Origin of the sequence: Kitasatospora sp. NPDC057595, from assembly GCF_042800875.1 — a bacterium.
In the GTDB taxonomy this organism is placed as follows: Bacteria; Actinomycetota; Actinomycetes; order Streptomycetales; family Streptomycetaceae; genus Kitasatospora.
This window is the reverse complement of sequence record NZ_JBHVGL010000008.1, coordinates 171,070-194,540: the sequence shown is the minus strand read 5'-3', so window position 1 is coordinate 194,540 and position 23,471 is coordinate 171,070. Positions and strand designations below refer to the sequence as shown.

At 75.7% G+C, this 23,471-nt stretch carries 20 protein-coding genes; 9 read left to right on the top strand and 11 right to left on the bottom strand.

Annotated elements, in window-relative coordinates:
- Positions 1-117: 117 nt before the first annotated feature.
- From ACFU9E_RS15275 to ACFU9E_RS15265, 3 genes are all read right to left on the bottom strand, one after another.
- Positions 118-537 carry a roadblock/LC7 domain-containing protein gene (locus ACFU9E_RS15275; RefSeq protein WP_350542745.1) on the bottom strand — a complete coding sequence of 140 codons (420 nt, stop codon included), beginning with the start codon at positions 535-537 and terminating at the stop codon, positions 118-120.
- A gap of 81 nt (positions 538-618) precedes the next feature.
- Positions 619-3,570 (bottom strand): nitrate- and nitrite sensing domain-containing protein, encoded by a 2,952-nt coding sequence (locus tag ACFU9E_RS15270; RefSeq protein ID WP_380679065.1) that lies wholly within the window; start codon positions 3,568-3,570, stop codon positions 619-621.
- 293 nt (positions 3,571-3,863) lie between these two features.
- On the bottom strand, positions 3,864-4,004 hold the full coding sequence (locus ACFU9E_RS15265) for a hypothetical protein (RefSeq protein WP_380679062.1): 141 nt from the start codon (positions 4,002-4,004) through the stop codon (positions 3,864-3,866).
- A 99-nt stretch (positions 4,005-4,103) separates the two neighbouring features.
- Between ACFU9E_RS15265 and ACFU9E_RS15260 the strand changes: the two genes are divergently transcribed.
- The 4 genes from ACFU9E_RS15260 (at position 4,104) to ACFU9E_RS15245 (ending at position 8,905) form a co-directional block, all read left to right on the top strand.
- Positions 4,104-5,948 carry an AMP-dependent synthetase/ligase gene (locus tag ACFU9E_RS15260; protein ID WP_380679059.1) on the top strand — a complete coding sequence of 615 codons (1,845 nt, stop codon included), beginning with the start codon at positions 4,104-4,106 and terminating at the stop codon, positions 5,946-5,948.
- Between the two features lie 227 nt (positions 5,949-6,175).
- The gene (locus tag ACFU9E_RS15255) at positions 6,176-7,351 is read left to right on the top strand and encodes a polysaccharide deacetylase family protein (RefSeq protein ID WP_380679056.1); all 1,176 of its coding nucleotides are present in this window, start codon (positions 6,176-6,178) and stop codon (positions 7,349-7,351) included.
- Between the two features lie 238 nt (positions 7,352-7,589).
- Positions 7,590-8,072, top strand: coding sequence for a hypothetical protein (locus tag ACFU9E_RS15250; RefSeq protein WP_380679053.1), 483 nt, complete (start codon positions 7,590-7,592; stop codon positions 8,070-8,072).
- The gene (locus tag ACFU9E_RS15245) at positions 8,066-8,905 is read left to right on the top strand and encodes a protein phosphatase 2C domain-containing protein (protein WP_380679050.1); all 840 of its coding nucleotides are present in this window, start codon (positions 8,066-8,068) and stop codon (positions 8,903-8,905) included. Before ACFU9E_RS15250 ends, ACFU9E_RS15245 begins: the two co-directional genes overlap by 7 nt.
- Positions 8,906-9,084: 179 nt before the next feature.
- Here ACFU9E_RS15245 and ACFU9E_RS15240 read toward each other — a convergent pair whose 3' ends face one another.
- From ACFU9E_RS15240 to ACFU9E_RS15225, 4 genes are all read right to left on the bottom strand, one after another.
- A complete protein-coding gene (locus ACFU9E_RS15240; RefSeq protein ID WP_380686513.1) occupies positions 9,085-9,885 on the bottom strand; it encodes an SGNH/GDSL hydrolase family protein in 801 nt (266 codons plus the stop codon).
- 240 nt (positions 9,886-10,125) lie between these two features.
- Positions 10,126-10,467, bottom strand: coding sequence for a glyoxalase (locus ACFU9E_RS15235; protein WP_380686515.1), 342 nt, complete (start codon positions 10,465-10,467; stop codon positions 10,126-10,128).
- A 41-nt stretch (positions 10,468-10,508) separates the two neighbouring features.
- Complete coding sequence (locus tag ACFU9E_RS15230; protein ID WP_380686517.1) at positions 10,509-11,324, bottom strand: hypothetical protein; 816 nt, start codon at positions 11,322-11,324, stop codon at positions 10,509-10,511.
- Positions 11,325-11,541: 217 nt separating this feature from the next.
- Positions 11,542-12,390, bottom strand: coding sequence for a hypothetical protein (locus tag ACFU9E_RS15225; RefSeq protein ID WP_380686519.1), 849 nt, complete (start codon positions 12,388-12,390; stop codon positions 11,542-11,544).
- 429 nt (positions 12,391-12,819) lie between these two features.
- On the opposite strand from ACFU9E_RS15225, the gene ACFU9E_RS15220 reads away from it, so the two are divergent.
- Positions 12,820-13,989 (top strand): exonuclease SbcCD subunit D, encoded by a 1,170-nt coding sequence (locus ACFU9E_RS15220; RefSeq protein WP_380686521.1) that lies wholly within the window; start codon positions 12,820-12,822, stop codon positions 13,987-13,989.
- A complete protein-coding gene (locus tag ACFU9E_RS15215; protein WP_380686523.1) occupies positions 13,986-17,168 on the top strand; it encodes an AAA family ATPase in 3,183 nt (1,060 codons plus the stop codon). The genes ACFU9E_RS15220 and ACFU9E_RS15215 overlap by 4 nt, the downstream gene beginning before the upstream one ends.
- Before the next feature lie 113 nt (positions 17,169-17,281).
- On the opposite strand, the gene ACFU9E_RS15210 is transcribed toward ACFU9E_RS15215, so the two are convergent.
- Entirely contained in the window at positions 17,282-17,545 is a 264-nt protein-coding gene (locus ACFU9E_RS15210; protein ID WP_380682347.1) for a hypothetical protein, read from the bottom strand.
- Between the two features lie 67 nt (positions 17,546-17,612).
- Between ACFU9E_RS15210 and ACFU9E_RS15205 the strand changes: the two genes are divergently transcribed.
- Entirely contained in the window at positions 17,613-18,350 is a 738-nt protein-coding gene (locus tag ACFU9E_RS15205) for a DUF1990 family protein (RefSeq protein WP_380682348.1), read from the top strand.
- Between the two features lie 30 nt (positions 18,351-18,380).
- Here the strand turns inward: ACFU9E_RS15205 and ACFU9E_RS15200 are convergent, their stop codons facing one another.
- Both ACFU9E_RS15200 and ACFU9E_RS15195 read right to left on the bottom strand, forming a co-directional pair.
- Positions 18,381-18,830 carry a YjbQ family protein gene (locus tag ACFU9E_RS15200; protein ID WP_355365762.1) on the bottom strand — a complete coding sequence of 150 codons (450 nt, stop codon included), beginning with the start codon at positions 18,828-18,830 and terminating at the stop codon, positions 18,381-18,383.
- 221 nt (positions 18,831-19,051) lie between these two features.
- Positions 19,052-19,327, bottom strand: coding sequence for a hypothetical protein (locus tag ACFU9E_RS15195; RefSeq protein WP_350542760.1), 276 nt, complete (start codon positions 19,325-19,327; stop codon positions 19,052-19,054).
- 666 nt (positions 19,328-19,993) lie between these two features.
- Here ACFU9E_RS15195 and ACFU9E_RS15190 point away from each other — a divergent pair.
- Positions 19,994-22,204 (top strand): CDP-glycerol glycerophosphotransferase family protein, encoded by a 2,211-nt coding sequence (locus ACFU9E_RS15190; protein ID WP_380682349.1) that lies wholly within the window; start codon positions 19,994-19,996, stop codon positions 22,202-22,204.
- A 145-nt stretch (positions 22,205-22,349) separates the two neighbouring features.
- On the opposite strand, the gene ACFU9E_RS15185 is transcribed toward ACFU9E_RS15190, so the two are convergent.
- Positions 22,350-22,562, bottom strand: a complete 213-nt coding sequence (locus ACFU9E_RS15185; RefSeq protein ID WP_380682350.1) for an EF-hand domain-containing protein — start codon at positions 22,560-22,562, stop codon at positions 22,350-22,352.
- Positions 22,563-22,777: 215 nt separating this feature from the next.
- Between ACFU9E_RS15185 and ACFU9E_RS15180 the strand changes: the two genes are divergently transcribed.
- Positions 22,778-23,446: a lysophospholipid acyltransferase family protein gene (locus tag ACFU9E_RS15180; RefSeq protein WP_380682351.1), complete on the top strand. Its 669-nt coding sequence runs from the start codon at positions 22,778-22,780 to the stop codon at positions 23,444-23,446.
- Positions 23,447-23,471: the final 25 nt, after the last annotated feature.

Here is a 23,471-nt window from a genome sequence, read left to right as displayed (position 1 = left end):
CGGCCCCGGCGGAGGCGTCGTCCGGCGCGCGGTCGTCCGGTCCCCGGCCCTCCGGTCCCGGTCCCGGTCCCGGATCCCGAGGCACCGGTATCGGCTCCTCGTCCGCCATCGGACCGCTCATCTGCCGGGCGGGGCCACGTCGGCGCGCGGCTCGGCGGCCAGGTGCTCGCCGACCCGCTTGACCAGCAGGGCCATCTCGTAGGCGATCTGGCCGATGTCCGCCTCGGCCTCGCTCAGCACCGCCAGGCAGCTGCCGTCGCCGGCCGCGGTGATGAACAGGAAGGCCTCGTCCAGCTCGACCATGGTCTGGCGCACGCCGCCGACCTTGAAGTGCCCGCCGGCGCCCTTCGCCAGGCTGTGGAAACCGGCCGCGACGGCGGCCAGGTGCTCGGCGTCCTCCCGGTCGAGGTCACGGGAGGCGCCGGTGGCCAGGCCGTCGCTGGAGAGGATCACCGCGTGCCGCAGCGCGGCGACGCGTCCGACCAGGTCGTCCAGGAGCCAGTTGAGGTCTCCGGGCGACTGCGTCGAAGTGGTCATGAGTCTGTTCCTTCCGCTGGAGCGGGTGGTGCGGGTCGTGCCGGTGGTGCGGGTCGGACTCGGCCGACGGGGTCGAGCGGGTCAGACCGGTGGTGCGGGTGGTGCCGTGCCTTCGGACGGCCCGTCGGACAACGGACCGGCGGGTGCGCCCGGTTCCGCCGTGACGCGCGGAGCGCGGACGAACCTGGTCGGCGGCGGGACGGGCGCGCGGCGGGCCAGCGGCGCCGGTTCGCCCCCGGAGGGGCCGGGCAGCGCCGCCGGGGCGGGTGCCGGACTGATCGCGCGGCGCCCCGGGTCCGGCGGCTGCCAGCCGGGGACGGGCCGCGGCGCCCGCGACGGCCGGGGAGCCGGCTGGGCGCCGGTCGCACCCCGGCCTCGGGTGAAACCGCGCTGGAACGAGGCGAAGGTGGCCCGGGCCTCCTCCGGCGAACGCTCGCGCGCCGCCTCGGCGCCGCCGTCCGGACGGGCCTCGGCCGCCCGCTCGCGCAGCTGCGGGGCGAGGCTCGCCTGCCGGACCCGGCGCGGCAGGCCGCCCGACGAGGCGCCGGCACGCGAGCCACCGGTACCCGGCGCGGCGTCAGACGCGGGCGAGGGCGAGGGAGCGAACGAGGGCGAGGGAGCGGGAGCGAACGAGGACGAGGAGCCGTCACGCGGCGCCGAGGCCTCCGCGGCGGCGTCCGCCACCGCCGTGCCCCGCGCCTCGGCGCGCCGGTGCCGCCCGGTGCCGGGCCCGGAGGGCTCGCCGGCCGGTGCCGGGACGAGCACCGGCCCGCCGCCGCCCCGCGACCGGCGCGGCAGTCCACCGGGGGTGCGCGCCGGTTCGGGCGCCGAGGGACGCGGCCCCCCGCTGCCCCGGTGCCGCCCGCCCTCGCCGTCGGGACCCGTCGAGCCGTTGGAGCCGTTGGAGCCGTTCGACCCACTCGTTCCGTCGGCCCCGCCGGAGGCCCGCGCGGCGCCCGGACCGCCGGCACCCGCCGCCCCGTCCGCGCCGAACGCCGGCACCGCGACGAGGTCGCGCCGACCCGCCGCCGCCCGCCGTCCACCGGCCGCGCCCGCACCGGAACCCGCACCCGCACGCGCACCGGAAGCGGCCCCGACGCCCGTACCCCCCGCGGGCGGCGGCTCCGGCAGCCCGTCCGGCGCCTCCGCCAGCAGCTCGCGCGGTATCAGCACCACCGCCGTGGTCCCGCCGTACGGCGAGGGCCGCAGGTGCACCCGGATGCCGTGCCGCCGGGCCAGCCGGCTGACCACGAACAGGCCCAGCCGGTCGGTGTCGGCGAGGTCGAACTCCTGTTCCACGGTGAGGCGTTCGTTGATCCCGGCGAGCGCCTGCTCGCTCAGCCCGAGCCCGCGGTCGTCGATCTCCAGCGCGAAGCCGTGCGCCACCACCTCGCCCTGGACGGTGACCTGGGTGGCCGGCGGCGAGTACACCGCCGCGTTCTCGACCAGTTCGGCGACCAGGTGGGTGACGTCCGCGACCGCGCTGCCGAGCAGTCCGGTGCCGGGGAACGGCCGGACGATCACCCGGGCGTAGTCCTCGACCTCGCCGACCGCCGCGCGGACCACGTCCACCATCCGCACCGGCTTGCGCCAGGCCCGGCCCGGCGAGCCGCCGGCCAGGATGATCAGGCCCTCGGCGTGCCGGCGCATGCGGGTGGTGAGGTGGTCGACCTTGAAGAGGTCCTCCAGCTCCGCCGGGTCCTCGGTGCGCCGCTCCATGGTGTCGAGCAGGGTCAGCTGGCGGTGCAGCAGCACCTGGCTGCGCCGCGCCAGGTTGACGAAGACCGCGGAGACGCCGCGCCGCAGTTCGGCCTGTTCGACGGCGGCCTCGACGGCGGCCCGCTGCACCGCGTTGATGGCCTGTCCGACCTGGCCGATCTCGGCCGGGCCGAACTCCAGCTCGGGCGCCTCGGTGGCGACGTCCACCGCTTCGCCCTTGCGCAGCCGCAGCATCACCGAGGGCAGGCGGGTGCCGGCCAGCTCGTTGGCGGCGTTGCGCAGGCCGATCAGCTCGCGGACCAGGCCGCGGCCGATCCGGTAGGAGATGAGGATCGAGAGCACCACCGCGACCAGGCCGATCACACCGGCGATGCCGCCGCGCCAGAGCAGGCCGATCGCGTACGAGTGGTCGCGGTCGTCGATGGTGCCGGCCAGCCGGGCGTTGATCGCCGCGAGGTCGCCGAGCGCGTGGTCGGCGGTCTTGCGCCAGTCGCCGCCGTTGATCGCCTGGACCACCCGCTCGGGGCCGCCCGCGCCGACGAAGTCCGCCTCGGCCCGGGCCAGCGAGGCCCAGGCCTCGCCGCCACGCAGGGCGATGTAGTCGGCCTGGTCGACCGGGTCCAGCTCGGCGATGTAGACGGTGAACAGGGCCTGCTGGTTGTGCAGGGCGTCGAGCGCGACCTGGTACTGCTCGGGGGTGGGCCGGGAGGTCGCGGTGCGCAGGCCCTCCATCGCCGCGTCCTCCTGCGAGAGGTACTCGCGGGCGCGCACCAGCTCGGTCAGGATGGTCCCCTGCCGCGGGAGCTGGCCGCTCTGCCGGGCGACGAAGGCCGACCGGAAGGCGAAGGTGGGCTTGACCAGGTCGGTGTACTGGCCGAGCGCGAACTCCCAGTTGAGCGCGGCGCGGCCGACCTGCGCGCGCAGCGGGGGCAACTGGTCGGCGGCGGCGAGGATCTGCAGCAGCCGGCCGCGCTGGGACTCGTCGAGCCGGCCGCCGGCGCTGTCCTTCTTCTGCCGCAGCTGGGCGAGGTCCCGGTCGGTGGCGGCCTGGGCCTGCTCGAAGGCCTCGCGCGCGGTGCCCGAGGTCGGGTCGGCCAGCCGCTTGACGGCGGCCCGGCGTTCGTTCTGCAGGTCGTGCGCGTACTGGTCGACAGGGGTGCCGAACTCCTGGTACGTCCTGCTCAGGTCCAGTCGGCTCCAGACGTCTCCGGCGGTGGTGAGCGTCGCGTACGCCCAGAGGGCGGCGAGGGCGACGATGGGCACCAGGAGCAGCGCGATGATCTTCGCGCGGATCGAGCTGCTGCGCAGACGCATGGAGTCCTCGGTCGGGAAGTGCCAGGCGCGGACGGGGTGCGGGCGGCGGGGTCGGTGGGGGCGTGGGGCGGCACGGACGGACGGCGGGTTGGTACGGACCAGGCCCCGGTCCGGGGGGTGGATCTCGGGACGGACCGGGATGCCCCGGCCGCGGGTCTGCGAGACTCTACTACGCCCTGACCACTCGTTCGAGGGTCGAACCCGGCCTCTCTTCGCCCCGGCCCGGATCGTGTCCGGATCGGCACCAAGATCACCGCTTTCACCCCGCCGCCGGGCCTCCGTCGCACACTCCGTCACGACCCGGTCACCGCGGTGATCGCCACCGCGAGCAGCGGCACGAACAGGGGCACGGACAGGGGCGCGAACAGGGGCGCGAACAGGGGCAGGCGCAGCGGCGCGAGCAGCGGCTCCGACGCGCACGGCACTTTCCGCACGAGCCGGTGCCGATCTCGTCGCGTCCCGGTCACAACCCCTGGGCAGTCGGCACGCTATCCGATAGTTTCGCTCCACCTGCAGGACGGATCGGGGGGATCGTGCGCGAGTTCACCACCCCCGCCCCGGCCGGCGGTCCGGCCGCCGGCGGGCTGGCCGACTCGCTCTACGACACCGCCGAGCGCTCCCCCGGACTGGTCCAGTTGGCCCGCCGCGGCGAACGCACCCGGTGCGCCCCCGACGGCGGCTGGCGGGACGTCACCGCGGCCGGCTTCCGCGACGAGGTGCTCGCCCTCGCCAAGGGCCTGCTCACCCGGGGCGTGCGCTACGGCGACCGGGTCGCCCTGATGTCCCGCACCCGCTACGAGTGGACGCTGTTCGACTACGCGCTCTGGTCCATCGGCGCGATCCCCGTCCCCGTCTACCCCACCGCCGCGGCCGAGCAGGTCCGCTGGATCCTCGCCGAGACCCAGGCGGTGGCCTGCCTGGTCGAGGACGAGGACCACGCCATGACCGTCGGCGCGGTCTGCGACGCGTTACCCGACCTGACCGGCATCTGGCAGCTGGACCGGGGCTGCGTCGCCGCGATCGTCGAGGACGGGCGCGGGGTCCCCGACTCGCTGGTGCACCGCCAACGGCTCGGTGTCGGCGCCGACACCGTCGCCACCGTCGTCTACACCTCCGGCGCCACCGGCCGCCCCAAGGGCTGCCTGATCACCCACGGCGCCCTCGCCGACGCGGCCGACGCGCTGCTCGCCTGCTGGGACGAGGCCCTGCGCGACACCGGCGGCCACCAGCCCTCCACCGTGCTGTTCCTGCCGCTGGCGCACGTCTACGGGCGGATGGTGCAGATCGCGGCGGTGCGCGGCGGCTTCCGGCTCGGTCACGTGTCCGAGATGTCCACCGACGCCCTGCTGCCCGTGCTCGCCGCGCTGCGGCCCACCTTCCTGCTCGTCGTCCCGTACCTGCTCGACAAGGTGTTCCAGCAGGCCCGGCGGGCCGCCGAGGAGGCCGGGCGCGGCGAACTGTTCGACCAGGCCCGGCAGGTGGCGGTCGACTGGGCGGCCTGCCGGGAGAAGCGCGGCCTCGGGCGCGGCCCCGGTCCGGGCCCCGCGCTGCGGCTGCGCCACCTGGCCTACGAGCGGACGGTCTACCAGCGGCTGCGGGCCGTGTTCGGCGGCCGGCTGCGGACGCTGATGTGCGGCGGCTCGACGCTGGAGCGCGAACTCGGCCTCTTCTTCGCCGGGACCGGCATCCAGCTGTACGAGGGCTACGGGCTCACCGAGACCTCGGCGGCGATCACCGGCAACCCGCCCGGGCGCGCGAAGATCGGCACGGTCGGGCGGCCGGTGCCCGGCGCCACCGTGGCCATCGCCGACGACGGCGAGGTGTGGGTGCGCGGGCCCGGCGTCTTCGGCGGCTACCTCAACCATCCGCGCTGCACCGCCGAGTCGCTGTTCGACGGCTGGTTCGGCACCGGCGACCTCGGCAGCCTGGACGAGGACGGCTACCTCACCATCACCGGCCGCAAGAAGGACGTCATCGTCACCAGCAGCGGCAAGAACCTCGCCCCCGCCGCCCTGGAGCTCCGGGTCGAGACGCATCCGCTGGTCTCGCAGTGCCTGGTGGTGGGCGACGACCGCCCGTACGTGGCCGCGCTGATCACCCTCGACCCGGGGGCGCTGGAGCACTGGCTCAAACGGCGCGGGCGCGGCCAGGCGGACCCCTGGGCGGTGCTCTCCGACGAGGAGCTGCACGCCGAGATCCAGCGCGCCGTCGCGGCGGCCAACACCGCGGTCTCGCGCGCCGAGTCGATCCGCGCGTTCCGGCTGCTGCCCCGGGAGTTCGGCGTCGAGCAGGGGTTCCTGACGCCCTCGCTGAAGCTGCGGCGGACGGCGATCACGGACTACTACGCGGCGGACATCGAGGAGCTCTACTCCCCCTGACGGCTCGTCTTGTCCCTTTTGCCGCAGGTACGGTGACCGGCCGGTCGGCCTCCGGTCCTTGACGATCCGAGTGGTCCAGTCCATTGTTTTGCTCCCGGTCCGAGTGCGGCGCGCCGACCGCTCCCGCCCCCTCCGGGAGCACCCCACATCCAGACATCCCCACATCCCCACATCCATGTCTCCGCGCGCCCGCCCCAACGGGCGCGTCCCCACGCAGGAGTCCCCACGTGTCCATCTCCTCGCGCATGTCCGCACGCCTGTCGGCCCTGGGCGCCTGCGCGGCGCTGCTGGCGGCCGGCCTCGCCGGCCTCGCCGGCCCCGCCGCGGCCGCCGCGTCCGACGCCGCTGCCGGCGCCGCAACCACCGCCAACCCGGCCACCGTCAACCTGGCCACCAACCCCGGGTTCGAGATCCCCGCCTCCTCGCTCGCCGACTGGGGCAGCGTGCCCGGCTGGCGCTGTTCCGGCGGGCCCGCCGAGGCCTCCGTGACCACCGCCGCCCCGCACTCGGGCGGCTCCGCGCTGGCCGTCACCCCGGCCGGCGACGAGTCCACCGGCGAGTGCGCGCAGACCGTCTCGGTGCAGCCCGGCACCACCTACACCGCCTCCGCCTGGGTCCGCGGGAAGTTCGTCTTCCTCGGCGCCACCGACGGCACCGACCGCCCGACCGCGCCCGCCTGGACCGAGGACACCCATGGCGGCTGGCAGAGGCTCACCACCCGCTTCACCGCCGGGCCCACCGCCAACACCGTCCGCCTCGCCGTCCACGGCTGGTACCAGCAGGGTCCGTTCGCGGTCGACGACGTCCGGGTGGACGGCCCCGCACCCACCCCCGCCGTGGCCGCCCCGTCGGTGCCGACCAGCGACAAGGTGGTCTTCTTCACCATCGACGACGGCTGGCAGACCAGCCCGGAGGCGGAGCGCTTCATCGCCGACCACCGGCTGCCGATCACCGCCTTCCCGCTGCCGATGGCCGCCGCCGCCAACCCCGGCTACTTCCAGCGGGTCACCGCCGTGCCCGGCTCCTCCGTCCAGGACCACAGCGTCTCCCACCCGGACCTCACCAAGCTGTCGCCCGCCGAGCAGCAGGTGGAGATCTGCGACGCCCGGGACTCGCTGACCCGTCTCTTCGGCACCGCGCCGACCGTCTTCCGCCCGCCGTTCTTCAGCTGGAACGCCGACACCCTGCAGGCCGCCGCCAACTGCGGGATGCGCACCGTGCTCACCGCCGACGCGGACTTCAGCTGGGGCGCCTCCAACATCTGGCACGAGGGGACCCTGTCGCCCGGGGACGTCGTGCTGATGCACTGGAGCGACACCCTCGCCGGTGACCTCCAGCGCGCCCTGGCCGCCGCCGAGACGGCCGGTCTCAAGCCCGCCGGGCTGACCTCCTACCTGCGCTGACGGGGCGGCGGCCCTGACGGCGGGCCCGGGCCCGCGCCCGCCGTCACACCGCCACGCACCACCCTGCACCGCCACGCGCCACCGTGCACCACGCACCGATCGCCGCACCGCCACGCACCGCCGGTCCCCGCACGGGCCGGCGGTGCGCCCGTTCCGCGCCCTGCCCGTGGCCGGGACGAGACCCTCCGCCGTCAGACTCGTGCCCATGGGGAGACCGGGGGTACGAACCCGTTGCCGGGTGCCGCACAGCCGCCTCACACCGCGCGTCGCCGTCGCCGTCGCCGTCCTGACGGCCGTGCTACTGCCGGCGCTCGGCGGCTGCTCGGGACCGCGCCGCCACATCACCGGCGTGCAGGTCGAGAACGGCGAGCCGGTGGTGCTGCTGCGCGCCTGCCACCGCGCCGACTACGACCTCATCGAGATCTACGAGGCCGTCGGCCGCACCTGGGTCGCGCTGCGGCCACCGCCCGGCACCGGCGGGCCGCGCTCCTTCCCGCTGCACCACCCGCCCGCCGGCTGGACCTCCGACGGCGGCCCGCTCCCGCCGGCCGGCGACGGCCCGCGCAGCTACGGCGTCGACGTCCGAACCACCGAACCCGCCGCCTCCCGCGTCTCCTTCGGCACCGACGACCTCGCCCGCCTCTCCCCCGGCCAGGTGTGGGCGCACGCCCGGGTCTGGACCCTGGAGGAGTTCGACTCCTACGCGCGCACCGCATGCTGACCGCCCTGGACGCCCGGGTCGCGACACAGGCCCGCCCCGGCGCGCGCAACGAGGACTTCGTCCTGGCCGCCGCCGACGTGGTGGTCGTCCTGGACGGCGCGGGCCTGCCCGCCGCCCTGGACAGCGGCTGCGCGCACGGGGTGCCGTGGTTCGTGCGGACGCTCGGAACCGCGCTCCACCGCCGGGCCGCCGACCGGCGCACCGACCTGGCCGCGTGCCTGGCCGGGGCGATCCGCCAGACCGCGCGGGCCCACGCGGCCGGCTGCGACCTGGACAGTCCGCTCACTCCCTCGGCCACGGTCGCGGCGGTCCGGACCAACGCCGACCTGCTGGAGTGGCTGGTCCTCGCCGACTCCACGCTCGTCCTGCGGCTCGCCCCGGGCGGCCTGCGCACCGTCTCGGACCACCGCGTCTCGCACGTCACCACCGTCCAACGGACGGCCATGGCCGCCGAGGTGGACCGGCTCGCCCCCGCGGAACGGGCGGCCGCGCTCGCCCGCGCCCAGCGCCGGGTGATGAACACCGCCCGGGGCTACTGGGCGGCGGCGGCCGACCCGGCCGCGGCCGGAGAGGCCCTGACCGGCTCGGTGCCGCTCGCCGAGGTGCGGGCTGCGGCGCTGCTCACCGACGGGGCGGCGCGGGCGGTCGACGACTTCGGCGTCCGCGGCTGGCCCGAACTGCTGGAGGACCTCGAAACCCACGGGCCGCGCCACCTCATCGCCCGCACCCGGGAGTTGGAGCGCTCCGACCCCGACTGCCGCCGCTGGCCGCGCGCCAAGTGCCACGACGACGCGACGGCCGTCCTGCTCCTGCCCCGGCCGGCGGCCGGCTGACCCCTGGTCGGCAGGGCAGGGGCGGGGGCTGGGCGAGGTGCTCCGGGCGGGGTGCTGCGGGCGGGGTGCTGCGGGCGGGGTGCTGCGGATCGCTCGCCGCCGAACGGACGGGCCCGCCGGTCCCTCCCCCTGTGAGGGACCGGCGGGCCCGGGCCTGTTCAGACCCTGCGCGTCTCCGCTCAGACCTGGGCGGAGAAGACCGGGAGGTAGCCGCCCGACTGGCCGGCGGCCTTGGGGTGGTAGCTCTCGTCGACCGGCAGGGTGGTGCTGTTCAGCCAGGTGGTGCTGGAGCCGCAGATCTCGTGCTCGCGGAAGATCGTGCGGACGTCGCCGAAGGCGAAGCCCGCGTTGGCCGCCCGCTTGGCGAGGACGTCGTCGAGCGTGTCGGCGGCGCCGTTGATGGCGGCCCGCTTGGTGTCGCCGATGCCGAGGATGCAGCTGCCGCCGACCTTGTACATGTGCGGGTAGCCGAGCACGACGACGCGGGCGTTCGGCGCCTTGGCGCGGATCGTCGAGTAGACCTTGTCGAGCTGGCCGGGCAGGGTGCTGGTCGCGTAGTTCTTCGCGGTGGCGACGGCGTTGAGGCAGGCGCTCTCGGAGTCCAGGACGCACGTCTGCATCGTGTCCGCGAAGCCCGCGTCGTTGCCGCCGATGGTGATGCTGACCAGCGTGGTGGTCGAGCTCAGGGCGGAGATCTGACTGTTGAGCACGTCGCCGGTTCTGGCTCCGGAGCAGGCGACGAACTTGAAGGACGTCGGTGCGTGGGCGTTCTTCCACAGGTACGCGTACGCGTTGGTGCTGCGCTTGCAGCTCCCGCTCTCGCTCGTGTAGCTGCCGGCACCGACACCGGCGGAGTAGGAGTCGCCCAGGGCGACGTAGTTGACACCGGCGGCGTGGGCCGTGCCGGCCGTCGCCAGCGTGGTGAGGGTGAGGAGGGCCGCCGTGATGGCGACGGACATGACTCGGGCAGGGCGCGACATGAGGTCTCCTGGTAGTGACGTGTGTCACGGAATTTGATACCAGGCAGTAGCTTTCATGTGAAGTTGTCATGCCAAGTCAATTGACGAACAGTCTGACAACGGCGGAGTGAACGCGCCTGTTTCTCACTACCGGCGACGGGGCGTACGCCGGTGGTGATCGGACGGCGCGTCATCCGACCGAGGAGGGGGTGGGGTGGGGTGAAGCGGGGTGAAGCGGGGTGGGGTGGGACGGGGTGGCGGCTACTCGGACTCGCCGTCGTGGACGACGATCTCCAGCTCGAAGCCCTGGCGGTCGATCAGATGGACCGTCTCACCGGTGTCCACCCGGACCGTCCAGCCGGCGGCGAGGGCGGCGGCCACCGCCGCCCGGTCGCCGTGCACGGCGAGGTGGTTGAGGCCGGCGCGCAGCCGCTGGTGACCGCCCGGCAGCAGCGCCGGCGACTGCTCGATCACCAAGTAGGCGTCCCCGAGGCGCCAGCTGCGACCGCTCGGCCAGTGCTGGAACGGCTCGCACCCGAGCGCGAGCAGCACCGGGCCCCACTGCTCCGTCGCGACCGCCAGGTCGTCCGTCCACAGCTCCACATGGTGGAACAGGCCCCTGGGGCGGGGCCGGCCGAAGGCGCTCAGCTGCCACCGGCCCGGTTCGACGGACGGTCCAGCGGATCGTTCCGCGGGTGGACTGACGAGCTGTTCGACGGAAGCTCCGAGGGACGGTCCGACGGGCGGCCCGGGTCGGCGGGGGCGCCCTGGGCCGTGCCCCGGACCACATCCTGGACGGCGCCGAGGGCGGCACCCCGGCCGGCGCCGGGTCCGGAACCGGGGCCGTCGCAGGGTCCGACACCGGGGAAGACCTCGCAGCCGCCGAGGGGCAGCTCCTCGATCGTCTCGTTGGCCGCAGCGGGCACGCCGAGCCACCGGACGGCGGTCGTCACCGCCGCCCGGGCCTGGCGCAGGCCGGGCGTGCCCCAGCCGAGCAGCTCGACGGCGAGGCCCGGCGCCACCAGCAGCCGCCGGTAGTGCCGCCCGGACGCCGGGTCCGGCACGCTCGGACCGACCGCCCGCAGCGCGGCGGCCATCCGGACCCGGGCGCACTCGTGCCCGCCGTTGGCCGACCCGACCCGGTCGTAGAGGTACCCGAGGTAGTACGCCGCGCCAATCAGCGCCTGTGCCTCCTCGCCCGCCTCCCGGGCCAGCGCCGAGCCGGGATCGCCGGCGTCCTCCGGCTCCAGCGAACCGCCGGGCAGCGAAACGATGCCGTCCCTGGGATTGACCAGCGTCAGCACCCGTCCGTCGGGGGCGAACAGCCACCCCCACGACTGCTTGACCGGAAGCCCGGGAGGCACCCGCTCGCCCGGCCGCCACGGCCACCCCGCGGTGGGACGCCGCCGTACCCTGCCGAGCAGTTCGGCGATCTCCGCGCTGTACTCGATCCGGCTCATGCGTCCCCCCTTTCGGTGTCGGGCTCGCCGGACCGACGGTGCGCGGGGACGGTTCGCGGTGCGCGGTTCGGGGCCGATCGGACGGGCACGGCGGCGTGGGGCACCGGCCGTTCCCACTGTTGATCTTCCCCGAAATCTTCCCCGAACAGGCGGTCGATGAACAGTCCCCAGCGCCGCTTGGTGGACACCGGAAGCCGAACGCCCTGGTCAGCCGCGGTCAGTCCAGGGGCTCACCACCCTCCTCCGGCGCGGGCGGCACCGGGAGGGGGAAACCCGGCAGCGGGACGGCCGCCGGCGGGAACGGCAGGCCGCGGCCGACGTCGTCGGCCAGCTCGTCCAGCACCTCCCGGGCGGTCATCGGCCGAAGCCGCCCGCCGCGCAGCGCCCAGCCCCGCACGGTGTGACCGCCGGGCGCCGCCGGATCCCCGTGCAGCACCATCGCCCCGGCGCCGCCGACGGCCAGCCCCGCCGCCAGCGTCACGCAGAACGCCTCCCCGTCCCGGCTGCCCACCGCGGACCGCCCCCGCTCCACCAGGACGTCGACCGCCGTGGTCAGCTCCTCGCCGTCCTCGGGGCCGTGGCAGCGCAGGGTCAGCAGGTGGAACCCGTCACCGGCGCCCGCCGCCACCACCGACCGGACCTCGATCGCGTGCCGCATCACCGCCACCAGCCGCCGCTCCCCCGGCGGCCCCTCGCCGACCGCCGCCAGCAGCGCCGCCGTCGCGATCGAGATCCGCACCCTGGCCCGGTGGTCGTCGGCCAACCGCGGCAGCAGCACCGCCGGCCGCTGCCCGGTGTAGACGAACGGCTCCCCGGCCAGCTCGGGGTCGGCCGCGTACGCGACCCCGGCCGCCGCGTCCCCGGGGTCGAAGCCGAACGCCTCGCAGTACTCCTCGTAGTCCGCCGGGTCCAGCACCCGCAGGTGGACCTCGAAACCGTGCCCGCCCAGCGCCCGGAGCTGGAGCGCCAGCCGCCGGAGGTAGGCCCGGTACGACAACCCGCCGAACAGCCCGTACCCCGCGAGCTCGGCGAAGTCGGCGGCGCGCACCACCACCGCGAGCGCCACCGGCTGCGGCGGCGGCGCCCCACGCGGCCGCCCCCACCGCCACCCGCGCGCGCCGGGCCCACCCGGGCCACCCGGGCCACCCGGTCCGCCCGGCCCGCCGCCCGGGGGCCGTCCACCCCGGCCCCGCGCCCCCGGCGCCCCCGGCCCGCCCGGCCCGGGCCGCCGCCGACCCGCGTGCCCGCTCCCACCACTCATCCCGTCCCGCACGGCCATGCTCCCCTTCCTCCCGCTGTCCGGACCTGCCGCACCTGTCACACCTGGCGCACCGGCCCCACGAGCCCCTCGGCTCCCGGCAAGCGCGAACATACACACGGTCACTGACAATCCACCCAGCGCGACCGACGGGAAGGGGCCCGGAGGACCGGCGGGACGGGCGGGGAGGTCCGTTCCACGCCGGGTTGTCGGTGCCGCCCGTTATGGTCGGGGACCATGCGACTGCTGCATACCTCCGACTGGCACCTCGGGCGATCGTTCCACCGGGAGAGCCTGCACGACGCCCAGCGCGCGTTCCTGGACCACCTGGTGGCGGTGGTCCGGGACCGAGGCGTGGACGCCGTGCTGGTCGCCGGTGACGTGTACGACCGCGCGCTGCCCGGCCTGGAGGCGGTGGCACTCTTCGACGACGTGCTGCACCGGCTGGCCGACCTCGGCGTGCCGACGGTCTTCATCAGCGGCAACCACGACTCCGCCCGCCGCCTCGGCGTGGGCGCGGGACTCATCGGCCGGGCCGGCGTCCATCTGCGGACCGACCCGGGCGAGTGCGCCGAGCCCGTGCTGCTCGCCGACGAGCACGGTCCGGTCGCCGTCTACGGGCTGCCCTACCTGGAGCCGACGCTGGTCCGGGAGCGGTTCGGGCTGGCGCGCGGCGGCCACGCCGCGGTGCTCGGCGCGGCGATGGACCAGGTCCGAGCCGACCTCGCGGCCCGGCCGGCCGGTACCCGCGCGGTGGTGCTGGCCCACGCCTTCGTCACCGGCGGCGAGCCGAGCGACAGCGAGCGCGACATCGCGGTCGGCGGGGTCGCGGCCGTCCCCGCCGCCGTCTTCGACGGCGTGCACTACGCCGCGCTCGGCCATCTGCACGGCAGCCAGACGCTCGCCCCGCACCTGCGCTACAGCGGCTCACCGCTCGCCTACTCCTTCTCCGAGCACGAGCACCACAAGAGCATGTGGCTGGTCGACCTCGCCGCCGACGGCGCGGTCGCCGCCGAGCGGGTCCCGTGCCCGGTGCCGCGCCCGCTGGCCCGGCTGCGCGGCCGGCTGGAGGAACTGCTCACCGACGTGCAGTACACCGCCGACGAGCAGTCGTGGGTGCAGGCCACCCTCACCGACCCGAGCCGCCCGAGCGAGCCGATGGAGCGGCTGCGCCGGCGCTTCCCGCACACCCTCCAGCTGCTGTTCGATCCCGAGGAGACGACCGCCGAAGCCTCCGTCTCCTACGCCGCCCGGGTCGGCGGTCGGACGGACCTGGAGATCGCCGAGGGATTCCTGCGGCACGTCCGCCCCGGCGCCGAGCCGGACGCCGACGAGCTGGACTGGCTGCGCGAGGGCTTCGAGCGCGTCCGGGAGACCACCGACCGGAAGGCGGAGCTGCCCCGATGAGACTCCACCGGCTGACCGTGACCGCGTTCGGCCCGTTCGCGGCGACCGAGACGGTCGACTTCGACGCGCTGGCCGCCGGCGGGCTGTTCCTGCTGCGCGGCGCCACCGGCGCGGGCAAGAGCAGCGTGCTGGACGCGGTCTGCTACGCCCTCTACGGCGAGGTGCCCGGCACCCGCCGGGCCAACCGGCTGCGCAGCGACCACGCCGAGCCGGACCGGCTGACCACCGTCCGGCTGGAGCTGACGCTGGGCGGGCGGCGGCTTGAGGTCACCCGTATCCCGGAGCAGCCGCGGCCGAAGAAGGTCGGCCGCGGCATGACGACCGAGCGCGCGCAGACCCTGCTGCGCGAGTGGTCGGCCGACGGCGCGGGGACCGGCGACGGCGCGCCGGGCTGGCGGGCGGTCAGCAAGTCGCACCAGGAGGCCGGGGAGGAGATCCACCGGCTGATCGGGATGAGCCGGGACCAGTTCTGCCAGGTGGTGCTGCTGCCGCAGGGCGACTTCGCGCGGTTCCTGCGGGCGGACTCGGAGGAGCGCGGCAAGCTGCTGCGCCGGCTGTTCGACACCGAGCGGTTCCAGTCCGTCGAGGCCTGGCTGGCCGAGCAGCGCCGGGCCCACGAGGCCGCCGTCCAGGCGGGGCGCCGCCGACTGCGGGACCTGGCGAGCAAGGCGGAGCAGGCGGCCGGTCCGGGCGCCGAACCGGCCGCGGGCCCGGTGCCCGTCGAGGAGGAGTCCGGTCCCGCGGGTGCTCCGGGGGGCTCCGACTTCACCGCCGGCGTGCTGGGCTGGGCGGCCGTGCTGCGGGTCGGCGCGGCCGAGCAGTTGACGGTCGCCGGGGCGGCACTGGCGGGCGCGGAGGAGTCGCACCGGGCGGCGCAGCGGGCGCGGGAGGCCGCCGAGCAGTTGGCCGACCGGCAGGAGCGGCACCGGCAGGCGGTGCGGGAGGCGGCCCGGCTGGCCGAGGACGAGCCGGCCCGGGCGGCGGACCGGCGGCGGCTGGTGGCGGCGCAGGCGGCGGTCGGCGTCGAGTCGGTGCTGCACCTGCGCGAGCGCGCGGCGCAGGCGTACCGGCGGGCCCGGGAGGCGGAGCACCGGCGCCGCGCGGCGCTGGCCGAGGTCGCCGACGGCCCGGCGGGACGCGACGTCCTGGCGCCCGAGGACACCGCGGGCGCGGCGGGAACGCGCACGACGGGCGGGGGCACGGCGGACGGGGCCACGGCGGGCGCGGGCGCTGCGGGCGGCGGGCCGGCACTGGCACACGCCGAGGCCGCGGAGCTGGCCGCGGCCGAACAGCGGCTGCGGGCGGAGGTCGTCCGGCTGGAGGCGGCCCGCGAGGACGAGCGGCAGTGCGCCGAGCTGGCCGGCGCACGGGCGGCCCTGAGCGCCGACCTTCGGAGCGCCGAGGACCTCGCCGAGGAGGCGGGCGACTGGCTGGCCGACTTCGAGGCCCGGCTGGCCGCGCTCCAGGCGGAGGAGTCCGCCGCGCGGGACGCCGCCGGTCGCGTCGAGCGGCTGGACGCCCGGCGCACCGAGCTGGCCGCCCGGCTGGCCGCCGCCCGCGACCGGGACGCGCTGGACCTGGAGATCGACCACGCCCGGCCGCGCGTCCTCGCGCTGCGCGCCGAGGCGCTGGACGCCCGGCAGTACGGCCTGGACCTGCGCGAGCGCCGGCTGGCCGGGATGGCCGCCGAGCTGGCCGCGCAGCTGAGCGCCGGGGAGCCGTGCCGGGTCTGCGGCTCACCGGAGCATCCCGACCCCGCCCGCGCGGTCGGCGAACCGGTCCGGGCCGAGGACGAGGAGCGCGCCCGGCAGGCCCAGACGGCCGCCGAGCAGGCCGCCGACGCGGCGGAGCGCAAGCTGTCCGGTCTCCAGGTGCGCCGGGCGGCGGCGGCCGGCGCGGCGGGTGAGGAGCCCGCCGACGCCCTCGCCGGAGCGCTCACCGGGCTGGAGCGCGAGCACCGCGAGGCGCTGCGGTCCGCGGAGGGGCTCGGCCCGGCGGGCCGGGCGATCGAGCGGCTCACCGCCGAGCAGGCCGTCCGGCGCACGGCGTTGGCCGAGGCCCGTGAGCGGAGCGCCGAGCTGGCCGCCCAGGCGCGGACCCTGCACGCCGAGCGGGAGAAGCTGAGCGCCCGGGTGGCGGCGGCCCGGGGTGACGCGCCGTCGGTGGCGGCGCGCTCGGCCGCCCTGGACCGGCTCGCCTCGGCCGTGGCGGAGCTGGCGGGCGCGGCACGGGCCACCACCGAGGCGGCGGACCAGCTCAAGCGGGCCGACGACGAACTGGCCGACGCCGCGGTGGCGGCCGGGTTCGCGAGTCCGCAGGACGCCGCTGCCGTCCTGCTGCCCCGGCCGGAGCGCGAGCGGCTGGAGCAGCGGCTGGACCGGCACCGGGCGGAGCTGGCGGCAGCCGAGCGGCGGCTCGCCGAACCGGAGTCGGCCGCGGCGGCGGCCCTGCCGCCCGCCGACCTGCCGAGCACCCGGGCCGCGCTCGGCGCCGCCACCGACCGGCTGCGGGCCGCGCACGCCGCGCGGGACGCGGCCCGGGCGCGGTGCGAGGCGCTCGCGGCGATCGGGCGGCAGCTGGCCGAGCTGGCCCGCTCGCTCGCCCCGGAGCTGGACGGGTACGCGCGGATCAGCCGGCTGGCCGCGCTGGCGGCCGGCACCTCGGCCGACAACCGGCTCCGGATGCGCCTGGAGTCGTACGTCCTGGCGGCGCGGCTGGAGCAGGTGGCGGCGGCGGCCAGCGACCGGCTGGTCCGGATGTCCGGCGGCCGCTACACCCTCGTCCACAGCGACGACCGGGGCGCGGGCAACAAGCGCTCGGGGCTGGCCCTGCGAGTGGTGGACGCCTGGACCGGCACCGAGCGCGACACCGCCACGCTCTCCGGCGGCGAGAGCTTCTTCGCCTCGCTGGCCCTGGCACTCGGTCTGGCCGACGTGGTCACCGACGAGGCCGGGGGCATGCCGCTGGACACGCTGTTCATCGACGAGGGCTTCGGCAGCCTGGACGAGCACACCCTGGAGGAGGTGATGGATGTCCTCGACGGTCTGCGCGAGCGGGACCGCGCGGTCGGCATCGTCAGCCACGTCGCCGATCTTCGCAGCCGGATCCCGGCCCAGCTCTTGGTCCGCAAGGGCCGGCACGGCTCGACCCTGGCCCTGGCGGGGCGGGAGGACGCCTGACGCCGAACGCCGAACGCCGGTCGCCCGGCGTCTGACGTCTGACGCCCGGCGACCGGCGCCGGTCGCAGCCGTGACAGGTCCGGGCCGGACGGGCCCGGCCGACCTGGACCGCTTCAGCCGGAGCAGGCGATCCGCTGGGCCTGCTGCCAGGTGCAGACGGGGCAGAGGGTGCTGCCCGGGTGGTCGGCGGGCAGTTCGGTCGGCTCGCCGCACAGCACGCAGTCCGCGCGCGGGCCGGTGAGGTCCGGGTCGGGCAGCAGGGCCGCGACGGCGTCGCCGTCGGCCGGGGCGAGGGCGCAGACCTGGTCGGCCGCCGCGGTGCCGTCGCTGTCCGGCGTGCCGGTGGGGACCCTGTCGTTCACGGCTGTTTCGCTCATGGGGCCCTCTCTACTCCTCGGCCGGGCCCCGTGCAAGGCGCTCCCGGACGGCGGATACGGTGGCCGCATGACCGACTCGCCCGGCCCCGACGCCCGTACGCGGCGCACCGCCCGGCCGTCGTCCGCCCTGGCGCGGCGGCTGTCGGCCGCCCGGGCCGCCGCGCCCAGCTACCCCGAGGTGGGCGCCACCCGGAACGCCCGGCTGCCGGAGGGCTACGCCCACCTGCGGCGGCGCGTGCACCTCGGGCACGGCCCGGACGTCCTGGCCCGGGCCGGGCGGTTCGTCCTCGGCTGGGGCTGCCAGCTGGGGACGGGCTTCGCCGTGTACCCGCACGCGCCCGTCGAGACGGGGGCGACCGTGCTGCTGCGCATCGCGCTGCCCGGTACCCGGTGGCCGCGGCTGGTGATCCCGTGCCGGGTGGTGTGGACGGTGGACGAGCCGGACCGGATCGGCTTCGCCTACGGAACGCTGCCGGGGCACCCGGAGCGCGGCGAGGAGGCGTTCACGGTGTCCATGGACGCGGCGGGCGAGGTGTGGTTCGAGGTGAGCGCCTTCGCCCGGATCGCCTCCTGGTACGCCCGGCTCGGCCGCCCGGTCGCCGCGCTCTGCCAGTACCTGGCGATCGAGCGGTACCTCGCGGCCGTCGCCGAGGCGAGCGTCATCGGGACGGCAGCCACCGATGCGGCCGTCGCCGGGCCGGCGGTCACCGAGGCCCCGGCCACCGGAGCCGCGGGAGCCACCGGAGCCGCGGGAGCCGCCGATGCCGGAGAGGCTCCCGGGGGCGGGCCGGCGCGAGGCCGGTAGGGGCGGCCCCGGACCGCCCCCGGGCGCCGGTCAGCCGAGGAAGGAGAGCCGGACCGTCCGCCGTGGGTTGTCGCCGTTGGTGTCGACGAGGACGACCGACTGCCAGACGCCCAGCGCGAGCCGCCCGCCGATCACCGGCAGGGTGGCGTGCGGGGCGACCAGGCCGGGGACGACGTGGTCGCGGCCGTGGCCCGCGCTACCGTGCCGGTGCTGCCAGCGGTCGTCGGCGGGCAGCAGGTCGCGCAGGCTCGCGAGCAGGTCGGCGTCGCTGCCGGAGCCGGTCTCCAGGACGGCGATCCCGGCCGTCGCGTGCGGGACGAAGACGTTGAGCAGGCCGTCCCGGCCTGGGGCGTGCCCGTCGAGGAACCGGGCGCAGCGGTCGGTGATGTCGAGTGCGACCTCGCGGCTGCCGGTGGTGATCTCGAAGGTCTCGGTCCGGAAGGACGGGGAGTGGGGGGTGGTGTGCTTGTGGTCCGCCATGGCGCCATCCTCACCCACGTCCGGGGGCGGTCCGACCAGCCTCGCCGACTTCCCGTGCCGGTGGGGCAAGTCGGCGTACGCTGAGAGGTTCAGACCAATCCAGGCGCCGCGGGAGGGCCCGGTTCCGGGCATGCCGAAGGCCCGACGGTCACGGGAATCCGTCGGGCCGGTGCGGATGCGTGCGGGAGGGGCTGCGGTGCGCCCCGAGGCCGGCCGGCCTCTCAGCCGCGGCCGCGCCCGCCGAAGAGACCGCGGCGCAGCCGGCGCAGCGGCGCCAGCAGCCTGACCCGCGCGTGGCGGCGCGGCGGCGCGGTCGGGGCGCCGACACCGCGCGGCGTCAGCTCCCTTATCAACCCGAGCGCCTCGGCGGTGTCCACCGCCGGGAGTGCGGGCGCGCCGAGCACAGCCAGGTGCCGGTCGATCCGGCGGCCGGTGGTGCCGACGCCGCACTGGATCGCCGGCACGCGGGGCCGAGTCCGCACTTGCATGTGTTCCATCTGATTTCCCACCCCTACGAGGCGCCAGGGCCGTGAGGCGAAGACTATCCGCGACAGACGGTCTTCGCGCAACCGTCCCGGTGTTCTGCCACCGTACCGTGCGGCGTCAACTGACACCGCACCAGGGGCGGCCCGGGCGGTCACGACTAGGCATCAATGATGGTGCACGACCGGCGGTTCGTCAGCGGGTTCGACGGAGCGCGCACCCGGCGCCCGCCGACGAAGGTGCACGCCGGGCGCACTCCACCACCCGACCCTCGCCCTCCGCACCCGCCCGGCGACCGTCCGACACAACGACTCCCCTTCCGCACGGTAGGACTATCTGTTTAGGAAGTGAACACAGATGAGGGATTGACGCGGGGGCCGTCTCCAAGCAATATCTGTACCGGCTCCAAGCGACAGCCGAACCGGTCGCGCGGGCGCGAGCCGCGCCCACCACCGTGTTCGACTGATGAAGATTCCGGCTCCCCCGTGCCTACTGCCAGGCCGCCTCGACGCTGCGGCGGCCAGGCTCGGGCGGTGCCCGGACCGGCGGCCGGCCGTAGAGGGTCGGCCGGGCCGCCACCAGGCTGCCGGTGCCACCCCGTACGGGGCCCGGCACCGGCGGTCCCTGTGTCGCGGACCTGCGCATTCCGCCCTTGCGCCACCTCGGTAGACTCGGCCAGCGTGCCAGTCCTCCTCAGCATCGTGCTCCCGGTCCACGGGGTGGAGCGCTTCCTGCCCCGCTGCCTCGACTCCCTCCTGGCGGACACCCCCTCCAGCGAGTCCCGCTTCGAGGTGATCGCGGTCGACGACCGCTCCCCCGACCGCTGCGGCGCGATCCTGGACGAGTACGCGGCCCGCGATCCGCGCCTGCGCGTCCTCCACCTCGCCGAGAACCAGGGCCTCGGCGGCGCCCGGACCGCCGCCCTCCCCGAGACCCGGGGCACCTACGTCTGGTTCGTCGACAGCGACGACTGGGTGCCCGAGGGAACGGTGACCGCCCTGCTCGACGAGCTCACCGCGGAGACCGGGCGCGCCGAGCGCGGCGAGGCTCCCGCCGACGTGCTGCTGACCGACTTCAGCCACGTCTACCCCGACGGCGACACCGAGCCCAACCCCTGGCGGCACGTGCTGACCGGCTCCCCGCTCGTCGCGGGGTGCACGCTGGCCGAGCACCCGGCGCTGTTCAGGACCGTGATGGCGGTCTGGAACAAGGTGTTCCGCCGGGAGTTCCTGCTCGGCCTCGGCGTCTCCTTCGGCCGCGGCTACTACGAGGACATCTCCGTCACCTACCCCGCGCTGCTCGCCGCCGAGCGGCTGCGTTACCTCGACCGCCCCTGCTACTTCTACCGGCGCGGCCGGGCCGGGGCGATCACCAGCACCGCCTCCGCCAAGCACGCCGACGCCTTCGCCCAGTACGACGCGATCTTCGCGTTCCTGGACCGGCCCGACCGCCCCGGCCGGCCCGTCCCGGAGGCGCTGCGCACGCTGGTCTTCGAGCGGACCGTGCAGCAGGCACTCACGGTCTACGACACCCCGGGGCTGGTCCCGGTCGGGCTGCGGCCCGAGTTCTTCCGCCGGATCGCCGAGCACTTCGCCCGGCACCGTCCGGCGGGCTACCGCTTCCCCGGGGGCGTGCGCGGGGTGCAGTACCGGCTCGCGGCGCGCGGTGCCCGGCGCGCGTACGCGGAACTGCGCCGTACCGGACGGCTGCCGCGCGAACTCAAGCGCGGGGCCCGGGCGGTGGCGCCGGCCCTGAAGAAGGGGGTGCGCGGCAGCGCCCGGTTCACCGCGTACAACGCCTTCCGCCGGATGCCGCTCAACCCCCGTCTCGCGGTGTACGCCGCGTACTGGCACCGGGGTTACGCGTGCAGCCCGGCCGCGATCTACGAGAAGGCGAAGGAACTGGCGCCGGAGATCCGCGGGGTCTGGGTGGTGGAGAACCGCGCCCAGGCGGCGACGCTGCCGGACGGCGTGCCGTACGTCATCGTCAACACCCCGGCCTACCTGAAGACGATGGCCACGGCCAAGTACTTCGTGAACAACGTCAACTTCCCGCGCACGATGGCGAAGCGCCCCGGCACGGTGCACGTCCAGACCCAGCACGGCACACCGCTCAAGGCGATGGGCATGGACCTCAGGGACCACCCGGTGGCCGCCGACGGCATGGACTTCGACCGGCTCCAGGAGGCCGTCGACCGCTGGGACTTCCTGGTCTCCTCCAACCCGCACACCAGCGAGCACTTCGCCCGCGCCTTCCCCGGCCGCTACGAGATGCTGGACACCGGCTACCCGCGCAACGACCGCCTGGCCACCGCGACGCCGGAGGCGACCGCGGCGATGCGCGAGCGGTTCGGGCTGGCACCCGGGAGCACCGCCGTGCTGTACGCCCCCACCCACCGGGAGGCGCGCGGCGGGTACGTCCCGCTGCTGGACGTGCGGGAGCTGGCCCGGCAGCTGGGACCGGAGTTCACGCTGCTGGTGCGCACCCACTACTTCCACACCGGCGGCGCGGGCGACCTGACGGAGCAGGAGGGCGCGGCGCGGATCCTGGACGTGTCGGCGCACCCGACCGTGGAGGACCTCTACCTGGCGGCGGACGTGCTGGTCACGGACTACTCGTCGATGATGTTCGACTACGCCGTGCTGGACCGGCCGATCGTGATCTTCGCGCCGGACTGGGAGGAGTACAAGCGGGACCGGGGCGTCTACTTCGACCTGTTCGAGCAGCCGCCGGGCGCGCTGACGACGGATCCGCGGGGACTGGTGGCGGCGCTGCTGGCCGGGGACCCGGAGCCGGCGGCGCGGGCGGAGTTCCGCGAGCGGTTCTGCCCGTGGGACGACGGCGGGGCGGCGGAGCGGGTGGTCCGCCGGGTGTTCCCGACCATCGGCTGAGCGCACGCGGCGACGCGGCGACGGGGCCCCGGGGAGTTCCCCGGGGCCCGTTCGCAACCGTCCGGATCCGATTCGGAACCTCTTCGCAACCGTCCGGATCCGTTTCAGCGCCGTCCCGGACCCTCCGGACCCGTGCGGAGCCGCGTCAGCCCTGGCGCGCGGCCAGGAACTCCTCGAAGGTCAGCTCGCCGTCGTGGTTGGTGTCCATCGTCTTGATGACGGCCTCCGCCACGGCGATCGAGGTGGTCAGGTCGCCGAGCTCGCGCGCGACCAGCGCGTACTCGGTGGCGGTGATCCGGCCGTCGCCGTTCACGTCGTACTTGTCGAACGCCGCGCGGATGTCGTCGACGTCTGCCATGGGTCCCTCCCTGGGGTGATCAGCTGCTGATGTGTATTTCCGACGGCCGTACCCTACCCGGCCGTGGTGAGCGCCACGGCCGCCGGGAGTGGACGGCCGCCGGGGTGGGTGTCGTAGTCTGCGGTTCTGATCCCGGCCCGGCCGGGCCGGCGCACGCCGCTCGTTGCAACCCCAGGCCCGGGCATCTCTCGGGCATGCTCGTCCAGGGAGGGACCATGCTCGATCTCGTCACCAGGCTGGTACTGAAACCGCTCGCCCGGGGGATCTGGCGGCCCACCATCGAGGGCATCGAGAACGTGCCGCGCAAGGGCGGCGTCATCCTGGCCAGCAATCACCTCTCGTTCATCGACAGCGTGGTGATCCCGCTCACGGCGCCGCGCCGGGTGCACTTCCTGGCCAAGGCCGAGTACTTCACCGGCACCGGACTCAAGGGCGCGCTGTCCCGCGGCTTCTTCCAGGGCATCGGCGCGGTGCCGGTCGAGCGCGGCACCTACCGCTCGGCGCAGGCCTCGCTGGAGCGGGCGCTGGAGATCCTGGAGGACGGCAAGGCCTTCGGCATCTACCCGGAGGGCACCCGCTCGCTGGACGGCCGGCTCTACCGCGGCAAGACCGGCGTGGCCTGGCTGGCACTGACCGCCGGTGTCCCGGTGGTGCCGGTGGCGCTGGAGGGCCCGGAGGGGATCCTGCCGGTCGGCAAGCGGGTGCCGCGACTCAAGAAGGTGACGGTCCGTTTCGGCGAGCCGCTGCACTTCGACGAGCTGCACGGCCAGGCCCGTTCGCTCAAGGCCCGCCGCCAGGTCACCGACGAGGTGATGGCGGCGATCCAGCGGCTCTCCGGCCAGGAGGTCGTGGAGACGTACAACGAGGTCCCCAAGGCCGCCTGACCCCGAGCGACGGCAACCGAGCGGC

Bases quoted from the DNA above. Each gene is read 5' to 3' on its own strand.
- ACFU9E_RS15275 (WP_350542745.1), bottom strand. From the start codon at position 537: ATGACCACTTCGACGCAGTCGCCCGGAGACCTCAACTGGCTCCTGGAC.
- ACFU9E_RS15270 (WP_380679065.1), bottom strand. From the start codon at position 3,570: ATGCGTCTGCGCAGCAGCTCGATCCGCGCGAAGATCATCGCGCTGCTC.
- ACFU9E_RS15245 (WP_380679050.1), top strand. From the start codon at position 8,066: ATGCTGACCGCCCTGGACGCCCGGGTCGCGACACAGGCCCGCCCCGGC.
- ACFU9E_RS15240 (WP_380686513.1), bottom strand. From the start codon at position 9,885: ATGTCGCGCCCTGCCCGAGTCATGTCCGTCGCCATCACGGCGGCCCTC.
- ACFU9E_RS15230 (WP_380686517.1), bottom strand. From the start codon at position 11,324: ATGAGCCGGATCGAGTACAGCGCGGAGATCGCCGAACTGCTCGGCAGG.
- ACFU9E_RS15220 (WP_380686521.1), top strand. From the start codon at position 12,820: ATGCGACTGCTGCATACCTCCGACTGGCACCTCGGGCGATCGTTCCAC.
- ACFU9E_RS15215 (WP_380686523.1), top strand. From the start codon at position 13,986: ATGAGACTCCACCGGCTGACCGTGACCGCGTTCGGCCCGTTCGCGGCG.
- ACFU9E_RS15210 (WP_380682347.1), bottom strand. From the start codon at position 17,545: ATGAGCGAAACAGCCGTGAACGACAGGGTCCCCACCGGCACGCCGGAC.
- ACFU9E_RS15205 (WP_380682348.1), top strand. From the start codon at position 17,613: ATGACCGACTCGCCCGGCCCCGACGCCCGTACGCGGCGCACCGCCCGG.
- ACFU9E_RS15200 (WP_355365762.1), bottom strand. From the start codon at position 18,830: ATGGCGGACCACAAGCACACCACCCCCCACTCCCCGTCCTTCCGGACC.
- ACFU9E_RS15195 (WP_350542760.1), bottom strand. From the start codon at position 19,327: ATGGAACACATGCAAGTGCGGACTCGGCCCCGCGTGCCGGCGATCCAG.
- ACFU9E_RS15185 (WP_380682350.1), bottom strand. From the start codon at position 22,562: ATGGCAGACGTCGACGACATCCGCGCGGCGTTCGACAAGTACGACGTG.
- ACFU9E_RS15180 (WP_380682351.1), top strand. From the start codon at position 22,778: ATGCTCGATCTCGTCACCAGGCTGGTACTGAAACCGCTCGCCCGGGGG.